This is a genomic window from Rudaea sp., from assembly GCF_036560865.1.
GTDB lineage: Bacteria > Pseudomonadota > Gammaproteobacteria > Xanthomonadales > Rhodanobacteraceae > Rudaea.
This window is the reverse complement of record NZ_DATBQK010000003.1, coordinates 1-20,339: the sequence shown is the minus strand read 5'-3', so window position 1 is coordinate 20,339 and position 20,339 is coordinate 1. Positions and strand designations below refer to the sequence as shown.

Annotated in this window: 18 protein-coding genes; 4 read left to right on the top strand and 14 right to left on the bottom strand. The window is 62.4% G+C overall.

The features are described from left to right. Window positions 1-69 precede the first annotated feature (69 nt). The 12 genes from leuC to VIE67_RS00115 all read right to left on the bottom strand — a co-directional run bounded on the left by leuC (window position 70) and on the right by VIE67_RS00115 (window position 13,766). On the bottom strand, window positions 70-1,482 hold the full coding sequence (gene leuC / locus VIE67_RS00170) for a 3-isopropylmalate dehydratase large subunit (RefSeq protein ID WP_332022199.1): 1,413 nt from the start codon (window positions 1,480-1,482) through the stop codon (window positions 70-72). Next, window positions 1,482-2,429 (bottom strand): branched-chain amino acid transaminase, encoded by a 948-nt coding sequence (locus tag VIE67_RS00165; protein ID WP_332022198.1) that lies wholly within the window; start codon window positions 2,427-2,429, stop codon window positions 1,482-1,484. The genes leuC and VIE67_RS00165 overlap by 1 nt, the downstream gene beginning before the upstream one ends. Window positions 2,430-2,560: 131 nt before the next feature. After that, complete coding sequence (locus tag VIE67_RS00160; protein WP_332022197.1) at window positions 2,561-4,171, bottom strand: 2-isopropylmalate synthase; 1,611 nt, start codon at window positions 4,169-4,171, stop codon at window positions 2,561-2,563. A 120-nt stretch (window positions 4,172-4,291) separates the two neighbouring features. Beyond that, complete coding sequence (locus tag VIE67_RS00155) at window positions 4,292-4,507, bottom strand: hypothetical protein (RefSeq protein WP_332022196.1); 216 nt, start codon at window positions 4,505-4,507, stop codon at window positions 4,292-4,294. A 79-nt stretch (window positions 4,508-4,586) separates the two neighbouring features. Then, window positions 4,587-5,879, bottom strand: a complete 1,293-nt coding sequence (locus VIE67_RS00150) for an adenylosuccinate synthase (RefSeq protein ID WP_332022195.1) — start codon at window positions 5,877-5,879, stop codon at window positions 4,587-4,589. Window positions 5,880-5,908: 29 nt separating this feature from the next. After that, window positions 5,909-6,796: a protease modulator HflC gene (gene hflC / locus VIE67_RS00145; RefSeq protein ID WP_332022194.1), complete on the bottom strand. Its 888-nt coding sequence runs from the start codon at window positions 6,794-6,796 to the stop codon at window positions 5,909-5,911. Continuing rightward, window positions 6,793-7,875, bottom strand: a complete 1,083-nt coding sequence (gene hflK / locus VIE67_RS00140) for an FtsH protease activity modulator HflK (RefSeq protein ID WP_332022193.1) — start codon at window positions 7,873-7,875, stop codon at window positions 6,793-6,795. The genes hflC and hflK overlap by 4 nt, the downstream gene beginning before the upstream one ends. A 77-nt stretch (window positions 7,876-7,952) precedes the next feature. Continuing rightward, window positions 7,953-8,117, bottom strand: coding sequence for a hypothetical protein (locus VIE67_RS00135; protein WP_332022192.1), 165 nt, complete (start codon window positions 8,115-8,117; stop codon window positions 7,953-7,955). After that, on the bottom strand, window positions 8,114-9,469 hold the full coding sequence (hflX, locus tag VIE67_RS00130; RefSeq protein ID WP_332022273.1) for a ribosome rescue GTPase HflX: 1,356 nt from the start codon (window positions 9,467-9,469) through the stop codon (window positions 8,114-8,116). Before hflX ends, VIE67_RS00135 begins: the two co-directional genes overlap by 4 nt. Window positions 9,470-9,475: 6 nt before the next feature. Continuing rightward, window positions 9,476-9,742 carry an RNA chaperone Hfq gene (gene hfq / locus VIE67_RS00125; RefSeq protein ID WP_332022191.1) on the bottom strand — a complete coding sequence of 89 codons (267 nt, stop codon included), beginning with the start codon at window positions 9,740-9,742 and terminating at the stop codon, window positions 9,476-9,478. A 264-nt stretch (window positions 9,743-10,006) separates the two neighbouring features. After that, window positions 10,007-10,948 carry a tRNA (adenosine(37)-N6)-dimethylallyltransferase MiaA gene (gene miaA / locus VIE67_RS00120; RefSeq protein WP_332022190.1) on the bottom strand — a complete coding sequence of 314 codons (942 nt, stop codon included), beginning with the start codon at window positions 10,946-10,948 and terminating at the stop codon, window positions 10,007-10,009. Between the two features lie 43 nt (window positions 10,949-10,991). Beyond that, window positions 10,992-13,766, bottom strand: a complete 2,775-nt coding sequence (locus VIE67_RS00115) for a M16 family metallopeptidase (RefSeq protein ID WP_332022272.1) — start codon at window positions 13,764-13,766, stop codon at window positions 10,992-10,994. Between the two features lie 135 nt (window positions 13,767-13,901). Between VIE67_RS00115 and tdh the strand changes: the two genes are divergently transcribed. The 4 genes from tdh to VIE67_RS00095 all read left to right on the top strand — a co-directional run bounded on the left by tdh (window position 13,902) and on the right by VIE67_RS00095 (window position 18,681). Continuing rightward, on the top strand, window positions 13,902-14,924 hold the full coding sequence (gene tdh, locus VIE67_RS00110; RefSeq protein ID WP_332022271.1) for an L-threonine 3-dehydrogenase, zinc-binding type: 1,023 nt from the start codon (window positions 13,902-13,904) through the stop codon (window positions 14,922-14,924). 174 nt (window positions 14,925-15,098) lie between these two features. Further along, entirely contained in the window at window positions 15,099-16,595 is a 1,497-nt protein-coding gene (locus VIE67_RS00105) for a hypothetical protein (protein WP_332022189.1), read from the top strand. A 106-nt stretch (window positions 16,596-16,701) separates the two neighbouring features. After that, window positions 16,702-17,892: a glycine C-acetyltransferase gene (gene kbl, locus VIE67_RS00100; protein ID WP_332022188.1), complete on the top strand. Its 1,191-nt coding sequence runs from the start codon at window positions 16,702-16,704 to the stop codon at window positions 17,890-17,892. Window positions 17,893-17,910: 18 nt separating this feature from the next. Beyond that, on the top strand, window positions 17,911-18,681 hold the full coding sequence (locus VIE67_RS00095) for a dimethylarginine dimethylaminohydrolase family protein (protein WP_332022187.1): 771 nt from the start codon (window positions 17,911-17,913) through the stop codon (window positions 18,679-18,681). Between the two features lie 23 nt (window positions 18,682-18,704). On the opposite strand, the gene VIE67_RS00090 is transcribed toward VIE67_RS00095, so the two are convergent. Then, window positions 18,705-19,574 carry a pseudouridine synthase gene (locus VIE67_RS00090; RefSeq protein ID WP_414707231.1) on the bottom strand — a complete coding sequence of 290 codons (870 nt, stop codon included), beginning with the start codon at window positions 19,572-19,574 and terminating at the stop codon, window positions 18,705-18,707. Continuing rightward, window positions 19,519-20,339 (bottom strand): OmpA family protein (locus VIE67_RS00085; RefSeq protein WP_332022185.1); only part of this gene is annotated, 821 nt, incomplete at its 5' end. The genes VIE67_RS00085 and VIE67_RS00090, both read right to left, overlap by 56 nt.

Here is a 20,339-nt window from a genome sequence, read left to right as displayed (position 1 = left end):
GTGCGGGCGCTGACGTCTTCCCTGAGGCCTGGATCCTGGCGATCCCTGTCGGGATGACGAGCAAAGAGTTCATGCCGCCTCCGAAACATATTGCGACGGGTCAGCGATCACGCCTGCGAGCGCCGAAGCGGCGGCGACCAGCGGACTGGCCAACACGGTGCGCACGCCCGGTCCCTGGCGCCCTTCGAAATTGCGATTGCTGGTGCTGACGACCAGTTGTCCCGGCTTGCCGATATCGCCGTTCATGCCCAGGCACATGGAGCAACCCGGCTCGCGCCATTCGGCGCCGGCGGCAAGGAACACCTCGTGCAGTCCTTCTTTTTCCGCATCGCGCTTGACCTGTTCGGAGCCCGGCACGACCAGCATGCGCACGCTGCCGGCGACCTTGTGGCCGCGCAGCACGCCGGCGACGGCGCGCAGATCGGACAGGCGTCCATTCGTGCAGCTGCCGACGAAGACGATATCCACGGGCGTGCCGGCGAGTGTGTTGCCCGCTTCGAGCTGCATATAGTCGAGCGCGCGTTTCTCCTGCGCATTCGTCGCGGCGGGAATCAGCGCATCGAGCGTTGCCACCATGCCTGGATGCGTGCCGTAGGTGATGCTCGGACGAATCGCGCCGGCATCGACGACGACTTCGCTATCGAACTTCGTGTCCGCGTCGGATCGGCATTCGCTCCAGCGTGCGACGGCGGCATCCCATGCCACGCCCTGCGGCACGCGCTCGCGGCCCTTGAGCCAGGCGAACGTTGTGGCGTCGGCACCGATCAAGCCTGCCTTGGCGCCGGCCTCGATCGACATATTGCACACCGTCATGCGTTCTTCCATGGTCAGCGCCTCGATCGCGCTGCCGCGGTATTCGATCACATGGCCGGTGCCGCCGTTGATGCCGATCTTGCCGATGATGTGCAGGATCAGATCCTTCGCGGTGATGCCGGGTTTGAGCTTGCCGTTCACCGTGATCGCAAGCGATTTTGGCTTACGCTGCAGCAGGCATTGCGTCGCCAGCACGTGGCCGACCTCGGTCGTGCCGATGCCGAAGGCCAGGGCGCCAAACGCCCCGTGCGTCGAGGTATGACTGTCGCCGCAGACGATTGTCATGCCCGGCTGGGTCGCGCCGAGTTCCGGGCCGATCACGTGCACGATGCCGCGATTTATACTATTCCATCCGTATAACTGTATACCGAATTCTTTCGCGTTCGTTTCGAGCTGGTCGACCTGCGCCTCGGTTTGCGCATTCGCATACGGACGCTTGCCATTCGCATCAGGTGGCAAGGTCGGAGTCGAGTGGTCCATCGTCGCGACGATGCGCTCGGGCCGGCGCACCTTGAGGCCACGCGCGCGCAGTTCGGAAAACGCCTGCGGCGACGTGACCTCGTGCACCAGATGCAGGTCGACATACAGCATCGCAGGCGTTGCCGCGGTTTCCGGTGCGACCTGGTGCGCGTTCCAGATCTTGTCGAGCAGAGTTTGCGCAGCGCCCATTACGCGGCGGCCTTGCTCTTGGCCTGATCTTCCGTGACCGGCGTGAGCCAGCCCCACTCGTCCTTGGTCGCGCCGTCGAACAGGCCGAAGAACGCTTTCTGAATCGCCTTGGTGATCGGCCCGGGCTTGCCCGTGCCGACCGGCTTGCGATCGACCGAACGCACTGGCGTGACTTCCGCCGCGGTGCCGACCATGAACACTTCGTCCGCGGTATACAACGCCTCGCGTGGCAGATCGCGCTCATCGACGGTGTAGCCGAGCTTGCTCGCCAGCGTGATCACCGTATCGCGCGTGATGCCGGCGAGGATGCTCGCGCTGGTCGTCGGCGTGACGATCTTGCCGCGGCGGATGACGAACAGGTTTTCGCCCGCGCCTTCGCTGAGCAGACCGTTGTAGCCGAGCGCGATGCCTTCGTGATAACCGTGGCGCTTGGCCTCGAAGCCGATCAACTGGCTCGACAGATAATTGCCGCCGGCCTTGGCCCACGACGGGAACGTGTTCGGCGCCGCGCGATTCCACGACGACACGCATACATCGGCGCCGTTCTCGATCGCTTCGCCCAGATACGCACCCCACTCCAGCGCCATGATCGCGACATCGACGCTGGAACCGTCCTTCGGCATCACGCCGAGCGGACCGGCGCCGCGAAACACCAGCGGACGCACATAGGCGGACGCCATCTTGTTCGCACGGATCACTTCGTTGCAGGCCGCGTTGATTTCGTCTTCCGTGTAGCCGATATCGATTTCGTAGACTTTTGCCGACTCGAACAGACGTCGCGTGTGATCGGCGAGGCGAAAATACTGCGGACCTTGCAGCGTCGCGTAAACGCGCTCGCCTTCGAACACCGACGAGCCGTAATGCAAGGCGTGCGCGGTCACATGCACCGTCGCCTCGTTCCAGGGTTTGAGTTTGCCGTTGTGCCAGATAAATTCGGTCGTTTTCATGATGCGCCTCTCGTTACGATTTGAAAAAAGAATTTTATTGCCGCGAAGAGCGCAAAGAACGCAAAAAAAGCTCAATTTATACTTTGCGCCTTTTGCGCTCTTTGCGGCCAATAGCTCCTGCTTTGAAACTCTTATGCCTGATTGGCGGCCAGCGGCAAAGCCTGACCGAGATTGATGCGTTCGATGCGATTGACCACTTCCAGCGCGGCGAGTGCCGCGGCTTCGACGATATCCGTCGATACGCCACGGCCGACCAGTTCGCGCCCGCCGTGGCTGACGGTCAGCGTGGCGCGACCCTGCGCATCGGCACCATAGCTTAGCGAGCGGATCTGGAAATCGGTGATCTCGAACTTGACCGCGGTCGCGCGTTCGATCGCGCGCAGCATCGCGTGCACCGGACCGTCGCCGATCGAGCCTTCCGTTTCGCCGACGCTGCGGCCGTCCTCGTGGCGCAGGCGTACGGACGCCGAGGCGCCGCCGCCGAGATGCGAGGCCGCGTGCAACTGCTCCAGCGTCCACGGTCCCAAGGTCGCCGGATCCTGGCCGAGCACGAGCGCATCGAGATCGCTGTCGAACACTTCCTTCTTCTTGTCCGCCAGCGTCTTGAAGCGTGGGAACAGGTCTTCCATCTGCGCCTCGTCCACTTCGTAACCGAGATTCTTCAGGCGATCGCGCAACGCATGCTTGCCGGAATGCTTGCCGAGCACGAGCTGGGTGCGCTCCACGCCGACATCTTCGGGGCGCATGATTTCATAGGTTTCTCGATTCTTCAGCATGCCGTGCTGATGGATGCCCGACTCGTGCGCAAATGCATTTTCGCCGACGATCGCCTTGTTGCGCGGGATCGTGGAGCCGGTCACGTTGGCAAGCAGGCGTGCGGTCGGATACAGCAACTGCGTGCGAATGCCGGTTTCGACCTTGAAGCGATCCGCGCGCGTGCGCAACGCCATCACGATTTCTTCCAGCGCCGCATTGCCCGCACGCTCGCCGATACCGTTGATCGTGCACTCGACCTGGCGCGCACCGGCCGCGACCGCGGCGATGCTGTTGGCGACCCCAAGACCCAGATCGTTGTGACAATGCGAACTCAGGACGACGTTGTCGATGCCGCGCACTTCGCGTTTCAGGCGCGTGAACAGCGCGTGGATTTCCTCCGGCGTGGTGTAGCCGACTGTATCCGGCACATTCACCGTGGTCGCGCCGGCTTCGATCATGCGCGACAACACCTCAATCAGGAATTCTGGTTCAGTCCGGATAGCGTCTTCGGCCGAGAATTCGACATCGTCGCAGAGCGTGCGCGCATGGCGGATCGCCTTGATGCCGGTTTCGACGACTTGTTCGCGGCTCATATTCAACTTGTGCCGGCGATGCAGCGGACTGGTGGCGAGGAAGACATGGATGCGCTTGCTCGCGGCCGGCTCCAGCGCTCGCGCGCAGGCGTCGATATCGCCGATCTGCGCGCGCGCCAGGCCGCAGATGATCGGACCGCGCACTTCTTTGGCGATCGCGTGCACGGCTTCGAAATCGCCGTCGGAGGCCTGCGGGAATCCCGCTTCGAGCACATCCACGCCAAGTTCGGCGAGCGCATGCGCCATATGCAGCTTCTGCGGGCGGCTCATCGAGAAGCCGGGCGACTGTTCGCCGTCGCGCAGCGTTGTGTCGAAAATGCGCACGCGTTCGCGCGCGGGCGAAGCCGTGACTGCACCGGGTCTGGTTACTGCAGGATCGCTATTTTCGCTCATGGCTATTCAGGGCAGAACTACATCGAGGGTCGAACGACTCAGGAGAAATGAAAAACCCCGCACTCGTCGCCGGGTGCGGGGTTTTGGATTCTTCGCCTGGTTCTCTTACTCAGACGCGTCCTAGCCCACACCTCCGTTGGTAATAAGTACGAGGACGAGAAGAAGGAGCGCGCCGCGCATGGCAACGACCCGGGTTGACAGGCCGGCGGCCTGGCAAATCAGGGCGATGCGTTGGCTGCTGCGATGCGTCATTTCCCTACCGTAAACCATGCGCAGAGGCATGTCAACACCCGCGATGCCACCCGCAAACGCCAATATCTGCATACGCCAGCGCATGGTCTGGCTCCATCGGGCATATACACGTCTTTACGGCTGGACATCCAAATCAAATCAACCGCGGCTGCGATTCACGCCATCAGGCAAATGGATCGCGCAAGACGATCGTATCGTCGCGATCCGCGCCGGTCGCGACCAGAGCGAGGTGACAACCGGACAATTCCTCGACCGCGCGCAAGTACGCGCGCGCCGCGGGTGGCAGCTTGTTCCAGTCGCGCACGCTGCCGGTGGGTTCCTCCCAGCCCGGAAATTCGAGGTAAACCGGTTTGCATTCGTCCCAGCCAGCCGCGTCGAGTGGCGCGAGTTCGCGGCGCTTGCCGCGGTATTCGTAGGCGATGCAAACCTTGACGCTTGGCAGCCCGTCGAGCACATCGAGCTTGGTGATCGCGAGGCCATTGATCGCATTGATCTGCGTGGCGCGCTTGAGCGCGACCAGATCGATCCAGCCGCAACGCCGCGGGCGCCCGGTGCTCGCGCCGAATTCGTTGCCGATCTTGCGCAGGCGCTCGCCCATCTCGTCGTTGAGTTCGGTCGGAAACGGTCCGCCACCGACACGCGTCGCGTACGCCTTGCAGATGCCCAGCACATAGTCGATATCGCAGGCGCCGACGCCGGTACCTGCGAGCGCGCCACCGACCGTCGTGTTCGATGAGGTCACATACGGATAGGTACCGTGATCGATATCCAGCAGCGCACCCTGCGCGCCTTCGTAAAGAATGTTTTCGCCGCGGCGACGCGCGTCGTAGAGCAGGGTCGCCACGTCGTCGATCATCGGCCGCAGGTATTCGCTGAACGCCAGCGCATCGTCGAGCACCTTCTGGTAATCGACGCCTTCGGCCTTGAGCCAATGCACGAGGACGAAATTGTGGTAGTCGACCGCCGCGCGCAGTTTTTCGGGCAACTCCGACGGATACATCAGATCGGCGACGCGCACGCTGCGGCGCGCGACCTTGTCCTCGTAGGCCGGGCCGATGCCGCGCCCCGTGGTGCCGATCGCCTGTTTGCCAGCTGCCTTTTCGCGCGCCTGATCGATCGCAATGTGGTAAGGCATGATCAGCGGGGTCGCCGGACTGATCTTCAGGCGCGAGCGCACTTCGACGCCGTTACCTTCGAGTTCGTCGATCTCGGTCTTCAGCGCCGCCGGCGACAGCACCACACCGTTGCCGATCAGGCACAGCACGCCTTCGCGCAGGATACCCGACGGAATCAGATGCAATACCGTCTTCTTGCCCTTGATGACCAGCGTGTGGCCGGCGTTGTGTCCGCCCTGGAAGCGCGCGACCGCGCTGACGCGCTCGGTCAACAGGTCGACGATCTTGCCCTTGCCTTCGTCGCCCCATTGCGCGCCGAGAATGACTACTGACTTGCCCATGGGTATCCCGTCAGAAGAAAACTATTGCTTTATTTGCCCTCGCCCTTGCTCTCGCCGAAATAGCGCATGAATTCGGACTTCGGATCAAGCACGATCACGTCGCCGCTGCCGAACGCGTTGCGGTAGGCATCGAGCGAACGGTAGAACGCGTAGAAGTCCGGATCCTTGCCGTACGCGGCGGCGTAGAGTTCGGTGGCTGTGGCATCACCCTCGCCGCGCGCCAGCTGCGCGTCGCGTTCGGCCTCGGCCTTGATCACCTGCACCTGGCGATCCGCGTCGGCGTTGATCTTGGCGGCCTGTTCCGAGCCGGTCGAGCGCAGATTGTTGGACAGGCGGATGCGTTCGGCGCTCATGCGTTTGTATACAGAATCCAGCACTTCGTCGGTGAATTCGATGCGCTTGATGCGCACGTCGACGACATGGATGCCGAGCGACACGGCGGCCTTGTTCGACTGGTCGCGCACGCGCTCGGTGATGTCCGAGCGCGCACTCGCAATCAGATCGGCGAGGGCATGCGAGTTGAACTCGAAGCGCAACGGGTCCTTGATGATCGGGGTCAAACGGCTGTTGGCCAGGGTCTGCAACTGATCGGCGCCGAATGAGCGGTAGTACAACGCCGGATTCTCGATCTGCCACTTGACGAAGAAATCGACATTGACCGGGTTCTTGCCAGAGTCGAAATAACGCTCGGGCTGCGCCTCGAGATTGAGCATGCGCCGGTCGAAGCGCACGACCTGCTGGATCAGGGGAATCTTGAAATGCAGGCCGGGCTTGTAGTCGCTGCCGCCGTTGGCGCTGTCGCCCTCGATGCGGCCGAACTGCAACAGCAGCGCGGTTTCGCCTTCGCGCACGATGAAGGCCGAGTTGACGACGAGCACGACAAGCAGCAAGGCGAGGATCGGAGTCAGCAGTTTCATTGGCCACCTCCGCGACTGTCCTGTACCGCCGCCGCAGCTGCGGCAGCATTCGCCGCCGCCGCATCGGATTTGGCGTGGTCGAGCGGCAGATAGAGTATACTTTTACCATTGCTCTGATCGATCACCTTCTGGCTGCCCGCGAGCACCTTCTGCATGGTATCCAGATACAGGCGCTTGCGCGTGACCTCGGGCGCGGCGCGGTATTGCGCATCGACCAGATTGAAACGCTGCGCATCGCCGGTCGCCGCCGCAATTTGCGCGGCCTTGTAACCCTGCGCCGCGGCAAGAATGCGCGCCGCATCGCCGCGTGCGAGCGGCACCACTTTCGCCGCATACGCCTGCGCGTTGTTGATGAACTGCTTCTGGTCGTTGCTCGCCTTGTTGACGTCGTCGAATGCTTCCTTGACCTCATGTGGCGGCAACAGGTTCTGGAAGTTGATCTCGTTGACGATCAGACCCACCGAATAACCGTCCAGCGTCAGTTGCAGCACCTTCTTGGTTTCGCCGACGACGTCAGAACCGTGACTGGACAGAATCGTGTCCATGTCGCTGCCGCCGATCACCTGGCGCACCGCACTTTCCGCGGCCTGCTTGAGCGTCTCGTCGGGCGAGGTCGCGGCGAACAGGTACTTCTGCGCATCGACAACCTGATACTGCACGGTGAAATTGATCTGCACGATGTTCTCGTCCTTGGTCAGCATGCGCACTTCGTCCGTGGTCTGCTTGCTCGTCGTGTCGACCGGGATCACCTGTTCGACCGGCGTCGGCCATTTCAGATTGAAGCCGTTGTGCATGATGCGGTCGAACTTGCCGAAGCGCAGGACGACGCCGACTTGCTGTGCGTCGATCGATTTCCAGCTGGAAGCCGCGATCCACACGATTACGAGTGCGGCAATGATCAGCAGGACGGTGCCGGGCCGCGACGATGGGCCGCTGCTGCTGCCGCCGCTGCCGTTGCCGCCGCCCAATACATTGCCGAGTCCGTCGCGCAGTCGGCGCAGAAAGGCGTCGACATCGGGCGTATTCTTCTTGCCTTTCCACGGATCGCGGTTACCGCCGCCGGGTTCGTTCCAAGCCATCGTTATCTCCAGTCTGCCGATCGTGGCGACGATGCGCACCGCATCCGCCGCCGTTGCAACCGGATCGGCAATAAAAATTACTGCGCGGTTGCCGCGGAATTGTAGGGCGAGCCGGTATTTTTCGCGAGTTGCGAGTAATCGCAGCTCGCACCGGCGAGCGACTCGACACGGATATCGAGTCCGGAACCACGCACCAGGGATGGTTCACCATCAAAATAATCCGACACAGCGATGGCGATCATGCCGCCCACAGCGCGCTCTCGGACAGTTGCGCGCGCAGCCAATCGCCGTCGCCACCCGGCAAGCCGAACAGGGGCTCGATCAGCGCGCGCGGCGCATCGATCTGCACTTCCCAGCCTTGCTCGGCGGCACGCTCGCCGGAAACGAATCCTGCGGCGATCAGTCGTGCGCGCAGCCGGCCCGCGCTACCCGGCAGTTGCAACCAGCCGTGCACGCGATCGCGCTGCAAGGCCCGGGTCAGCGCCTCGCGCAACAAATCGAGCCCGGCTCCAGTGACCGCGGAAACCCAGACACGCGCGGTGCGGCCGCCATCGATGCTTTCGAGGCGTGGAGCGCGCTCCTGGCCGCCCTCTTTGTCATCGCCGGCAGCGACGCTGGCAGAAATAACTTTGTCGATCTTGTTGAACACCAAAATCTGCGGCACGTCCTGCGCGCCGATTTCCTCAAGTACGCGCTGGACTTCCTCGATACGCTGATCGTGCTCGGGATCGGCCGCGTCGACGACATGCAACAGCAGGTCCGCATCGCGCGTTTCCGCCAAGGTGGATTTGAACGCGGCGATCAGATCGTGCGGCAGATCGCGGATGAAACCGACCGTATCGGCAAGCAGCAGCGGCCCGCTGGCGAGACCCTCGATCCGGCGCAAGGTCGGATCGAGCGTGGCGAAAAGCTGATCGGCGACGTACACGCCGGCACCGGTCATCGCGTTAAACAGGGTGGATTTGCCCGCGTTCGTGTAACCGACCAGCGAAACCACGGGCAGCGCATTGCGCTGGCGCGCGCGCCGCGCCTGGGTGCGCTGGACCTCAACTTTCTCGAGGCGCTGGCTCAACTGCTTGACCCGCCCGGCGAGCAGGCGGCGATCGAGTTCGAGCTGGGTTTCGCCGGGACCGCGCAGGCCGATCGCTCCGCCGCGCTGGCGCTCCAGATGCGTCCAGCCGCGCACGAGGCGCGTGGACATGTGTTTCAACTGCGCGAGTTCGACCTGCAGCTTGCCTTCGTGCGAACGCGCGCGCTGGGCGAAGATATCAAGGATCAGGCCGGTGCGATCGACGACGCGGCACTCGGTATGTTTTTCGAGGTTGCGCTCCTGCACCGGCGACAACGCGTGATTGACCAGGATCAGGTCGGCATCGAGCGCCTGACGCTGCGTCTTCAGCTCGTCGGCCTTGCCGCTGCCGACGAAGAATTTCGGATTCGGCTTCTCGATGCGTGCGTTCAGCGAACCCACGACGGTTGCACCCGCCGAACGCGCAAGCTCGCCGAATTCATCGAGCCCGTCGACAGAAGTTTCACCGACCCAGCGCGGCTGCAACAGCAACGCGCGCTCGCCTTTGCGGGAACGCTCAAACAGGGGAAATCACTCTTCGCTGGCTTCGGTTTCCGCGCCCGCGGTTGCGTGCCCGTTTTCCGGTCCGATGCGCACGTTGCGGCTCGGCACGATCGTGGAAATCGCGTGCTTGTAGACCATCTGGCTCACCGTATTGCGCAGCAGGACGACGAACTGGTCGAACGACTCGACCGTGCCCTGCAGCTTGATGCCATTCACGAGATAGATCGAGACCGGCACGCGCTCGCGGCGCAACGCATTCAGGAAAGGATCCTGCAACGACTGACCTTTGGACATTTCTTGTTCTCCTTGCATTTTTCACAACGTCTGGCGAACCGACAAAAAAGAGCGCAGCCACAAGTAAATTTGGCTGGGAACGCTCCGGTTCAAGATGTTGAAATTATATACCTTTTCAGCCGATTCTCAAGGGAGACCGAGCTTGCCCGGAGTTGTGGGTCCGGACGGCTCGCCTACCAGGAGCAGACGCAAGTACTTGATTCGCCTCAGCCGCGCGGGAGCTTTGCCAGAGCAGATGCGCAGAATAAAGAGCGCGGGCAGGATTCAGGCCAGGAAATCGGCGACCACGCGCCGGATTTTTTCCGAGTGCGTCGCCACGAACGGATCGAATGCGCAGGCGTCGCGATCCGCACGCAGCCAGGTGATCTGGCGCTTGGCCAGCTGGCGTGTGGCGAAGATCGCGCGCTCGCGGCATTCGGCCAGATCGTATTCGCCGTCCAGATGCTGCCAGACCTGACGATAGCCGACCGCACGCATCGACGGCAGGTCCGCGTACAGATCGCCACGCGCGCGCAGATGGCGAACTTCGTCGAGGAAACCCTGCGCGAACATGCTGTCGAGCCGCTGCGCGATACGCGCGTGCAACAAGGCGCGATCCTGCGGCAGCAAGGCGAGTTTCAGCACGCGGTAGGCGAAGCGCTCGCGCGGCCCACCCTGCTGCGCGGACAGCGGCTTGCCGGTCAACGCGATCACTTCGAGCGCGCGCTGGATGCGCTGCGTATCGCCCGGCTTGATGCGCGTCGCGGCGGCCAGATCGAGATCGGCAAGTCGCGCGTGCAGGGCCGGCCAACCTTTCTCCTGCGCATCGCGCGCGAGCTGCGCGCGCACGTCGGCATCGCCTTCGGGCAGATAGGACAGGCCGTACTGCAGCGCGCGAAAATACAGACCGGTGCCGCCGACCAGCAACGGAATCTTTCCCGTGGCTGTGATCGCGGCCATCTCGCGCAGCGCATCGGCGCGGAAGTCCGCCGCCGAATACGCATCATGCGGGTCGCGGATATCGATCAGCCGGTGCGGATAGCGCGCCAGCACCGTGGCGTCGGGCTTGGCCGTGCCGATATCCATGCCGCGGTAGACCAGGGCCGAATCGACGCTGATCAGATCCACGCCGAAACGATCCGCCAGTTGCAAGGCCAGATCCGTCTTGCCCGAAGCGGTCGGGCCCATGAGGAAAATCGCGAGCGGACGCTGGTCGATGCCTGGCATGGACAGGATTATCTTGCGGCGGCCGCAATCCGCGACCGCTCGCCTAACCGCTTTTCGGCGTGCACAGCATCGGCGGCTTGCAATCGGCCTTGGCAAAGTCGCCGGCCAGCGACCATATCGCCGCGTCGGGCTTGATCCATTTCCTGATCGCGGCGTTGACTTGCTCCAAGGTCAAGGCATCGGTCTTACTTGCCAGGTCGATGTCATAAGCCAGCGTGCGGTTCTGCAGCGTGCGATCGACGAGCAGGTTCGCCTCGGCGCCATCGGCCGCATACATCGTATTGCGCTGCGTGGCGATCGCCTGTTTCGCGCTCGCGAGTTCTTCGGCGCTGATGCCATCATGCACGAAGCGCTGCAATTCATCGGCAAATGCGGCTTCGAGTTTGGCGCGATTCTGCGGCGCATAGATCGCACCCATGCCGAGCTGACCGTCGGCTTCCTCGAAACCGCTCGCGCTGATACCTCCGCCGACGCCGTAGGAAAGACCGTCTTTCTGCCGGATGCGTTTGTTGAGCCGGCTGTCGAAGCCCGCCCCCCAGACATGTCCGGCGACCCCGAGCGCGGGAAAGTCGGGATCGCTGTCGCGCAAAGCCAGAGGTATCGAACCGATCGCGATCGCGTTCTGCTTGTCCGGTGTTTCGGCGACCAGCACCTTCGGCGCGGCCGTGCTCAACACGCCCGGAACGCGCTGGTACGGCATCGACGATTTCCAGCTGCCGAACAACGCGGTCAACTGCGCTTTCACCGCCTGCGCATCGAAGTCGCCGACCACGGCGATTTCGCCGTGATCCATGCCCCAGTACTTCTGGTAAAACCGTTTCACATCGTCGAGCTTGACTGCGTTGACTTCCTTCAGGTGCTCATCGAACGAGGTGCTGTAGCGCGGGTCGTCGTAGGCATACGCATGCAGATAACGATGCAGCGCCACATCGGCGATCAGCTGCGGCTCCTTGGCGCTGCTTTCGAGACCACCGGCGACTTCATTCTTCAACTGCGCGAATTCGTCGGGCGGGAAACTCGGCTCGCGCAGAATTTCCGCGAGTAGATTGAGCGCCGCGCTCAAATGCTCGCGCTTGGTCTGCAAACCCGCCTTGGCGCCGGAGATCCAGCCCTGCACGCCGAGGTTGGTCTGAATCGCATCCGACGCATCGGACAATTGCTTGCGCGTGTGCCTGGTCGTACCACGATCGAGCATCTGGCCGACCAATTCGCCCGCGGGCCGCTGGCCACGCAGATTTTCCTCATTGCCGAAGTGCATCTGCAGATCGACGACCACGGTTTCGCCGCGCGTCTTCTTCGGCAGCAACATCAGTTTCAAACCCGAAGGCAAGGTCACGCGTTCGGTGCGCGCTTCGATATTCTCCGGCGTCGCGACGAAATCCTCGCCGGCGGCGATGGCCTCGCCGGCCTTGAAGTCCTTCATCATCGCTGCGACATCGGTCTTCACCGCCGCGGGCACGCGGTCGGGATGATCGGTCGGAATGAACATGCCGAGTGTGCGGTTGGACGGCTTGAACCATTGCGCGGCGACGCGGTTCACATCGGCCAGTTGCAGGTTCTGCATGTGCTCGTACTGGGCGAAAATCAGACGCCAGTCGCCGAACGTCGCCGCATTGGCGACACCGAATGCGAAAGACTGCGGGTTGTCGAAAAATCGTTCGAAACCGTTCTTGTTTTTCAGCTTGGCGCGTTTGAGTTCCTCTTCGGTGATCGGTTCCCTGGCCAAGCCCTCGACGGTATCGAGCAGGATTTTCTTCACTTCCTCGATATTGTCGGTCGGCTTGAGCTTGACCTCGATTTGCAGGTAGCCCGGGTCGACCAGCAATCGCGTAGTCACATAATTTTCCTGCGCCTTGCGCGTTTCGATCAGACGTTTGTAAAGACGCCCGTTGGGATCGTCACCAAGCGCGGAGGCGATCGCGTCGAAGGCCGGCGCGTCCGGACTTGTCCCCGCAACGATGTGGTAGAGCAGCGCCACCCATTGTTCGCCGCCCGGCCGGCGCAACGTGACCATGCGCTCGCCCTCCTGCACGGGTTCGGTGGTATGGGTCGGCTCGAGAACGCGCGCAGGCTTGGGCAGTGAGCCAAAATCGTGCGCGATCACCGCCAGCGCATGCGCCGGATCGAATTTGCCCGCAACGACCAGGGTTGCATTGTCGGGCTGGTAGTACTTGCGATAGAAATTCTGTAAATGTGCAATATTTACATTTTCCACATCGCTGCGCGCGCCGATCGTCGACTTGCCGTAGCTATGCCACTGATACGCGGCGGCGGCCATTTTTTCCGACAGTATCCGGGCCGGACTGTTCTCGCCCGACTCCATCTCGTTCCTGACCACGGTCATTTCCGAATCGAGATCGGACTTGGCAATGTTCGCCGCGGTCATGCGCTCGGCCTCGACGCCGAGAACCCAGTCGAGCGTGTCCGCGGTGGCGGGAAACGTCTCGAAATACTTGGTGTCGTCCGGGCCGGTCTGGCCGTTGAAACCAATGCCGCGTTTGGACAGCTCCTGGCCGACATTGACGATGTTCTTCGTGCCCTTGAAAGTCAGATGCTCGAGCAGATGCGCCATGCCGGTTTCGCCGTAGCCTTCCATGCGGCTGCCGACGCGATAGCTCGTGCTTACCGTCAGCGTGGGTTTGCTACTGTCGGGGAATAGCAGGACCTGCAAGCCGTTGGCCAGGCGATACTCGGTGATGCCTTGCACTTCGGCGACCTTGGAGACTTTGTCGGGCAAGGCTTGCGCCGCGGCTGCCGAGACCAGCGTCATGACTCCCACAATCGCGAGCGCACAAAGCGTCGTCTTGAGCTTGAACATGTGCTTCACAACGGTTCTTCCTTGCATGCAGTCGGGTTGGGTTCGATTATGACCGAATCCCGCTCGGCGAGTTCCTCGATCCCGTATAATCCGCATCCTCGAAATCGAACGGGTGCCACCATGTCCGTCAACACGATGAAGGCGTTGGTCAAGCGCGAGGCCGCCAAGGGCATCTGGATGGAACAGGTGCCGCTGCCCGAGATCGGCCCGAACGACGTGCTGGTCAAGCTCGAAAAAACCGCGATCTGCGGTACAGATTTACACATTTACAAATGGGACGAGTGGTCGCAGCGCACGATCAAGCCGGGTCTGGTGATCGGCCATGAATTCGTCGGCCGCATCGTCGACATCGGTGCCGGCGTGCGCGGATATACGCTGGGTCAGCGCGTGTCCGCCGAAGGTCATATCGTCTGTGGCGTCTGCCGCAACTGCCGCGCCGGCAGGCAGCATCTGTGTCCGCACACGATCGGTATCGGCGTCAATCGCAACGGCGCGTTCGCCGAATACATCGCAATGCCGGCATCCAACCTGTGGCCGGTGCCCGATCAGATTCCGTCTGAGCTGGCCGCGTTCTTCGATCCCTACGGCAATGCCGCGCACTGCGCGCTCGAATTCGATCTGATCGGCGAGGACGTGCTCATCACTGGCGCGGGCCCGATCGGCATCATTGCGGTCGGCATCGCCAAATGGGTCGGCGCGCGCAACGTGGTCATCACCGACGTCAACGACTATCGCCTCAAGCTCGCCGCCGACATGGGCGCCACGCGCGTGGTCAACGTGTCCAAGCAGTCGCTCAAGGACGTGATGGCCGATCTGCATATGGAAGGCTTCGACGTAGGAATGGAGATGTCCGGCAACCCGAAAGCCTTCAGCGACATGCTCGACTGCATGTATCACGGCGGCAAGATCGCGATGCTCGGCATCATGCCGAACGGCTCGGGTATCGATTGGGACAAAGTCATCTTCAAGGGCCTCGTGCTGCACGGTATCTACGGCCGGCGCATGTACGAAACCTGGTACAAGATGACGCAGATGCTGCTGACCGGATTTCCGCTGCAGAAGGTGCTCACGCACCAGATCCATATCGACGATTTCCAACGTGGATTCGATCTGATGGAAGCGGGCGTGTGCGGCAAGGTGGTCTGTTCCTGGAATTGACGCCAGGATGGCGTCATCCCGGACAGCACAAGGATGTGCGTTGATCCGGGATCCAGTTCTTATGAAAGATGCCTTCGTCCCCGACAGCGTGGGAAGCGCGTTGATCAGGGATCCAGTTCCATTGCCCACCCGTTCATCCGCAATTCCGCGTTGATCTGGCAAACGGATCGTCTGATGCGTTTGAAATCTCCGCCCGCAATCCTGCTTATTGCTTTCGCGGCAACATGCGCGATGTCGCTCGCCGCCAAGCCGCCCGACGCGGACCCCTGCGTGCAGGAGTGCGGTTACGAGGACGAGCCTGTGCTCGATGCCGCCACCCTCGTGCAACCGGCGTTGCTGAGCGGGCCGAATTTCACGGTCGATCCGAAAGTCGCGGTAGGCGGTTACATGGCGCGGTTCTCGATCACCACGCCATTCGGTCCCCTCAGTGCGGATTCGGCGCAGTTGCTCGCGATCCGGGTCGCGGAAATTCCGGCGATCGAAGCACTGGAGCGCGCTTCGCACACCGGCGCGTTCGCGCACGCGCTTGCCGAGCGCGGGAAAAAGACCGGGACCTCGATCGTGAAAGTCATCGCGCATCCGATCGACACGATCACCGGTCTGCCTGCCGGCGTCGGACGCTACTTCAAGAAACAGCTCGATACCTGGAGCAGTCGCGCGCAAAGCGTCGGCGATCGCTCCCAGCGCGTGTTTGAGAACAAGGGCGACCCTTTCCGCGCGCCGGAAGGCCCGATGACCGCTGGCCGCGATGTGGCCCGTGTACCGGAGTCCAGCGACGAGGATGTGGGTGCTGCGCATTCGGCCGAGGTCGCCGCCAACACCGAAGAAACCGCCGCGCAGCCTGCGGAAAAATCGCACAAGACCTGGTACGGCCGCGCCGGCAGCGAGGTCGATCGCGAAGCCAAGCGCTATCTCAAGTACAACCATGCGCGCAACGAGATGGCGAAGACGCTCGGCATCGATCCAAGCACGTCCAACACTTATGTCACCGAACGCCTCGATTCACTCGCATGGGCGGCGGTATGGGGCAATTTTTCCGCAGGCGAGGCCCTCGGCCAGATTGCGGGCACGGCGGCCGACGTGATTGCGGACAGCGGCCTGATCGATCAGTACGTGCTGACCCACACGCCCGAAGAGATTCGCGCGCACAACGAGAAGAATCTAGCCTCGGTGTGCAGCGACGAATTCGGCATCCGCCAGTTTTCACGGCGCGGCGGCTTCAACGACACGCTGCGTACGCAACTGGTGAACTCGCTGCTGAAACTCAAGCCCGTGCGCGGCTGCAACGAATTGCTCGAATTGAGCGCGACCACGCGCGGCGAAGTCGAAGCGCGTTATGTGGTCGACGCGCTGTCGCTGATTTTGCGACGCGCACCGGATGCGGCCGGCGGCAAGCTCATCGTCGCCGGGGCGTCGATCGTCTACCTCACGCCGGGCAATAAATTGCTGTTGCCGCTGCCGGTCGACTATCTGAGTTGGAGCCACGATATCGACGAGTTTTTCGACCGTCCCGAATTCAAGCGTACGGACAAGACCATCTTGATCGGCGGCGAAGCCTCGATGCTTGCGCAGCGCAGTTTGACTGAGCGCGGTTGGAGCCTCGTACTGCGCGCGCCCTATGACGGCGCACCCGCCTACGCGGAGTTGACCAGCCCAGGCGCTGCGGATTAGGCAGGCCCGCAACCGATTGCACGCTGACGTCGCTGCCGCATGCGGGTGAGTTGCTTGTAGGGGAGAATCACGGACAATAGGCGCTTTGCCGCAGGAAAAGCACACCATGACCTACGCCGCCCGCGACCGCCTCGCCGCCGAACTCGATTCGATCCGCGAACAGGGCCTGTTCAAGACCGAACGCGTGATCACCACACCGCAGTCTTCGGCGATCAAGACGACCGACGGGCACGAAGTGCTGAACTTCTGCGCGAACAATTATCTCGGCCTCGCCGACAATCCTGAAATCATCAAGGCCGCAAAAGATGCGCTCGATACGCACGGCTTCGGCCTCGCCAGCGTGCGCTTTATCTGTGGTACCCAGGATCTGCACAAGCAGCTCGAAGCGACGATCGCGAAATTCTTCGGCACCGACGATACGATTTTGTATACATCCTGCTTCGATGCCAATGGCGGACTGTTCGAGACGATTCTCGGCGAAGAGGATGCAGTGGTTTCCGATGCGCTCAATCATGCTTCCATCATCGATGGAGTCCGCCTGTGCAAAGCCGAGCGCCGGCGCTACGCCAACGGCAATATGGCCGAACTGGAAAAACATCTGCAGGAAACGCAAGGCAAACGCACGCGCCTGATCGCGACCGACGGCGTGTTCTCGATGGACGGCTACATCGCAAAGCTCGACGAGATCGTCCGGCTCAAGGAGAAATACGGAGCGCTGCTGATGGTCGACGATTCGCATGCGACCGGTTTCGTCGGCCCGAGCGGGCGTGGCTCGGCCGAGCTGCATGGCGTGATGGACAAAGTAGATATTTTTACTTCTACACTCGGCAAGGCACTGGGTGGCGGCTCCGGCGGCTTTACCACCGGACGCAAGGAAATAATCGACCTGCTGCGCCAGCGGTCGCGCCCGTATCTGTTCTCGAACACACTACCGCCGCCACTAGTCGCCGCCTCGATCAAGGTGTTCGAGATGCTCAGCGCGAGCACCGCGCTGCGCGACAAGGTCAACGACAACGCGCTGTACTTCCGCAAGCGCATGACCGAGGCCGGCTTCGATATCCGCCCCGGCACGCATCCGATCGCGCCGGTCATGCTGCACGATGCCAAGCTCGCCCAGCAATTCGCCGGCGACCTGCTCAACGAAGGTATCTATGTGATCGGTTTCTTCTTCCCGGTCGTGCCGCAAGGTCAGGCGCGCATCCGCACGCAGATGAGCGCGGCGCACACGCAGGCGCAGATCGACCGCGCCGTTGCGGCGTTTGTGAAGGTGGGACGCAAGCTCAACGTCATCCGCTGACAGCAGCATCCAAGGACCATGCTTACACACGCGCTTGTTCGTCCGCCCTCCGCGAACTTCGCGGACGGTCTGACCAGTGTCGCCCTCGGCAAGCCCGATGTGGCCAGGGCGCTCGAACAGCACGCGTGCTACTGCGCCGCACTCGAGCAATGCGGGCTTGTGTTGACACGGCTGGCGGCGGATGCGGATTTCCCCGACTCCGCTTTCGTCGAGGACACCGCGATCGTAACCGGCGATGTCGCAATCCTCACGCGTCCCGGCGCTGCCGCGCGCGCCGGCGAAGTCGCACGCATCGAGCCGACACTGCGTGCCATATTCTTGCGTATCCACGCGATTGCCACACCGGGCACGCTGGATGGCGGCGATGTGTGCCGGATCGAAAATCACTGCTTCATCGGCCTGTCGGAACGCACGAATGAGGACGGTGCGCGCCAACTCGCGGGTTTTCTCGCGCAGGAAGGCTGCACATCCACCGCCATCGATATCCGCGGCATACGCGGCATCCTGCATCTCAAAAGCGGGATTTCGTATCTCGGCAACGGTCGCATCGCGCTGATCGATGCGTTCGCACAGCACACCGCGTTTCGCAATTACGAGATCGTGCAAGTCGCCCGTGGCGAGGGCTACGCGGCGAACCTGCTGCGCCTCAACGACCACGTCGTCATCGCAGCGGGCTTTCCGAAGTTCGAGGCGGCCGTGCGTGCGCTCGGCTACGACGTCATCGCGCTCGACATGTCGGAGTTCCGCAAAATGGATGGCGCACTGACCTGCCTGTCATTGCGCTTCTGATTGCCCAAGGCAATCCCGGGCCATCAAGGCGTGAGCGAGGAAACCTCGTCGCTGTTCAAAAACCGCCACTGCCCTTTCGCCAGATCGCCCAGCGCGAGCGGACCGATCGCCACGCGCAGCAGACGCAACACCTCGATATCGAACGCCGCGAGCAAACGGCGAATCTGTCGATTGCGACCTTCGTCGAGAACCACTTCCAGCCAGGAATTTTTTTCGCCGCGGCGTAATTCGTGCACCGATCTGGCACACAGGAATTCGCCATCGGCGTCGATGCCGATACGCAGCTTCTCCAGCAGATGCGCATCGGGCAGGACATCGACCTGTACGTGATAGGTCTTGTCGAGATGCGACGCCGGATCGGTGAGGCGTGCGGCCCATACGCTGTCGTTGCTGAACAGCAGCAATCCCTCGCTGGCCTTGTCCAGGCGCCCCACCGGCGCTATCCACGGCAATTCCACATTGCCGAAATTTCCATTTTTCAACAAGGTATACACCGTGTCGCGCCCGCGCTCGTCGCTCGCCGTGGTCACGAATCCGCGCGGCTTGTTCAGCACGACGTAGATTTTTTCGCGTGCCGCGACTGCCGCACCGTCGACTGCGATGCGATCGCGTTCGCCATCGGTTGGTGCCTCGGGATCGCGCACGATACGTCCGTTCACCTGCACGCGCCCGGCACGAACCATGCCCTGGCCCTGCGTGCGCGAGCACACGCCGAGTTTGCTCAGTACCCGGGCTAGCCCGTGACGCGGTGAAGTCAGCGCGGACACAGTGGATATCTGCAAAGAAAAAGCCCGGCTTGCGCCGGGCTTTTTCAGATTGCTTCGCACCACAGGTCGATCAGTTCTCGACCTTGAGTTCGGTACGGCGGTTGCGCTGACGGCCTTCCGCGGTATCGTTGGTGTCGATCGGCTGGGTCTTGCCGAAGCCCTTCGGGCCATCCAGACGGCTGGCATCAACGCCATGCGCGGTCAGGTAGTTGTACACGCCCTGGGCGCGACGCTCTGACAGCTTCTGGTTGTAGGCGTCCGTACCCTTGCTGTCGGTGTGGCCGTCGACTTCGACGTGCAGGTCCGGATAACGCTTCAGCGTATCCACTGCTTCGTCGAGAATCTGCACAGAGGCAGCGGTCGGCGCCTTCAGCGAAGGAATCAGCTTCTCGCCCGGACGCGGGTGATCGAACTTGAACTCGACGCCCTTCAGGTCGATGACGACCTTCTGTCTTGCCGGTTCGGGCGACGTGGCGGGCGATGCAGACGCCGGCGGCGGCGGCGCGGCGGCGGCCCGGGCCGGGGCCGGGGCCGGGGCTGCCTGGGCACCACCGAAGCTGTAGGTCAGACCGACAGTGACCAGACCGTCGGTGAAACCGCTCGTACGCTTGAAGCCATACGCGTCCGACAGAGTCGAGTTCAGCGAGTTGTTGTCGTGATCGTAACGGGCGGCGATTTCACCGCGGAATGCGAGACGGTCGGACAGGCTGTACTGCACGCCAATGCCACCAAGAATCATCGGATCCCAGCCGCCAGCCCTGCTCAGGAAATCTTGCTCAAGCAAGAAGCCCGAATAGGCCTTGTGACGCACGGCGCCAACTGCGCCGACCAGGTACGGACGCCAGCCGGCACCGATGTCGCCGAAGAACCAGCGACCGGCCACGTCGAGCT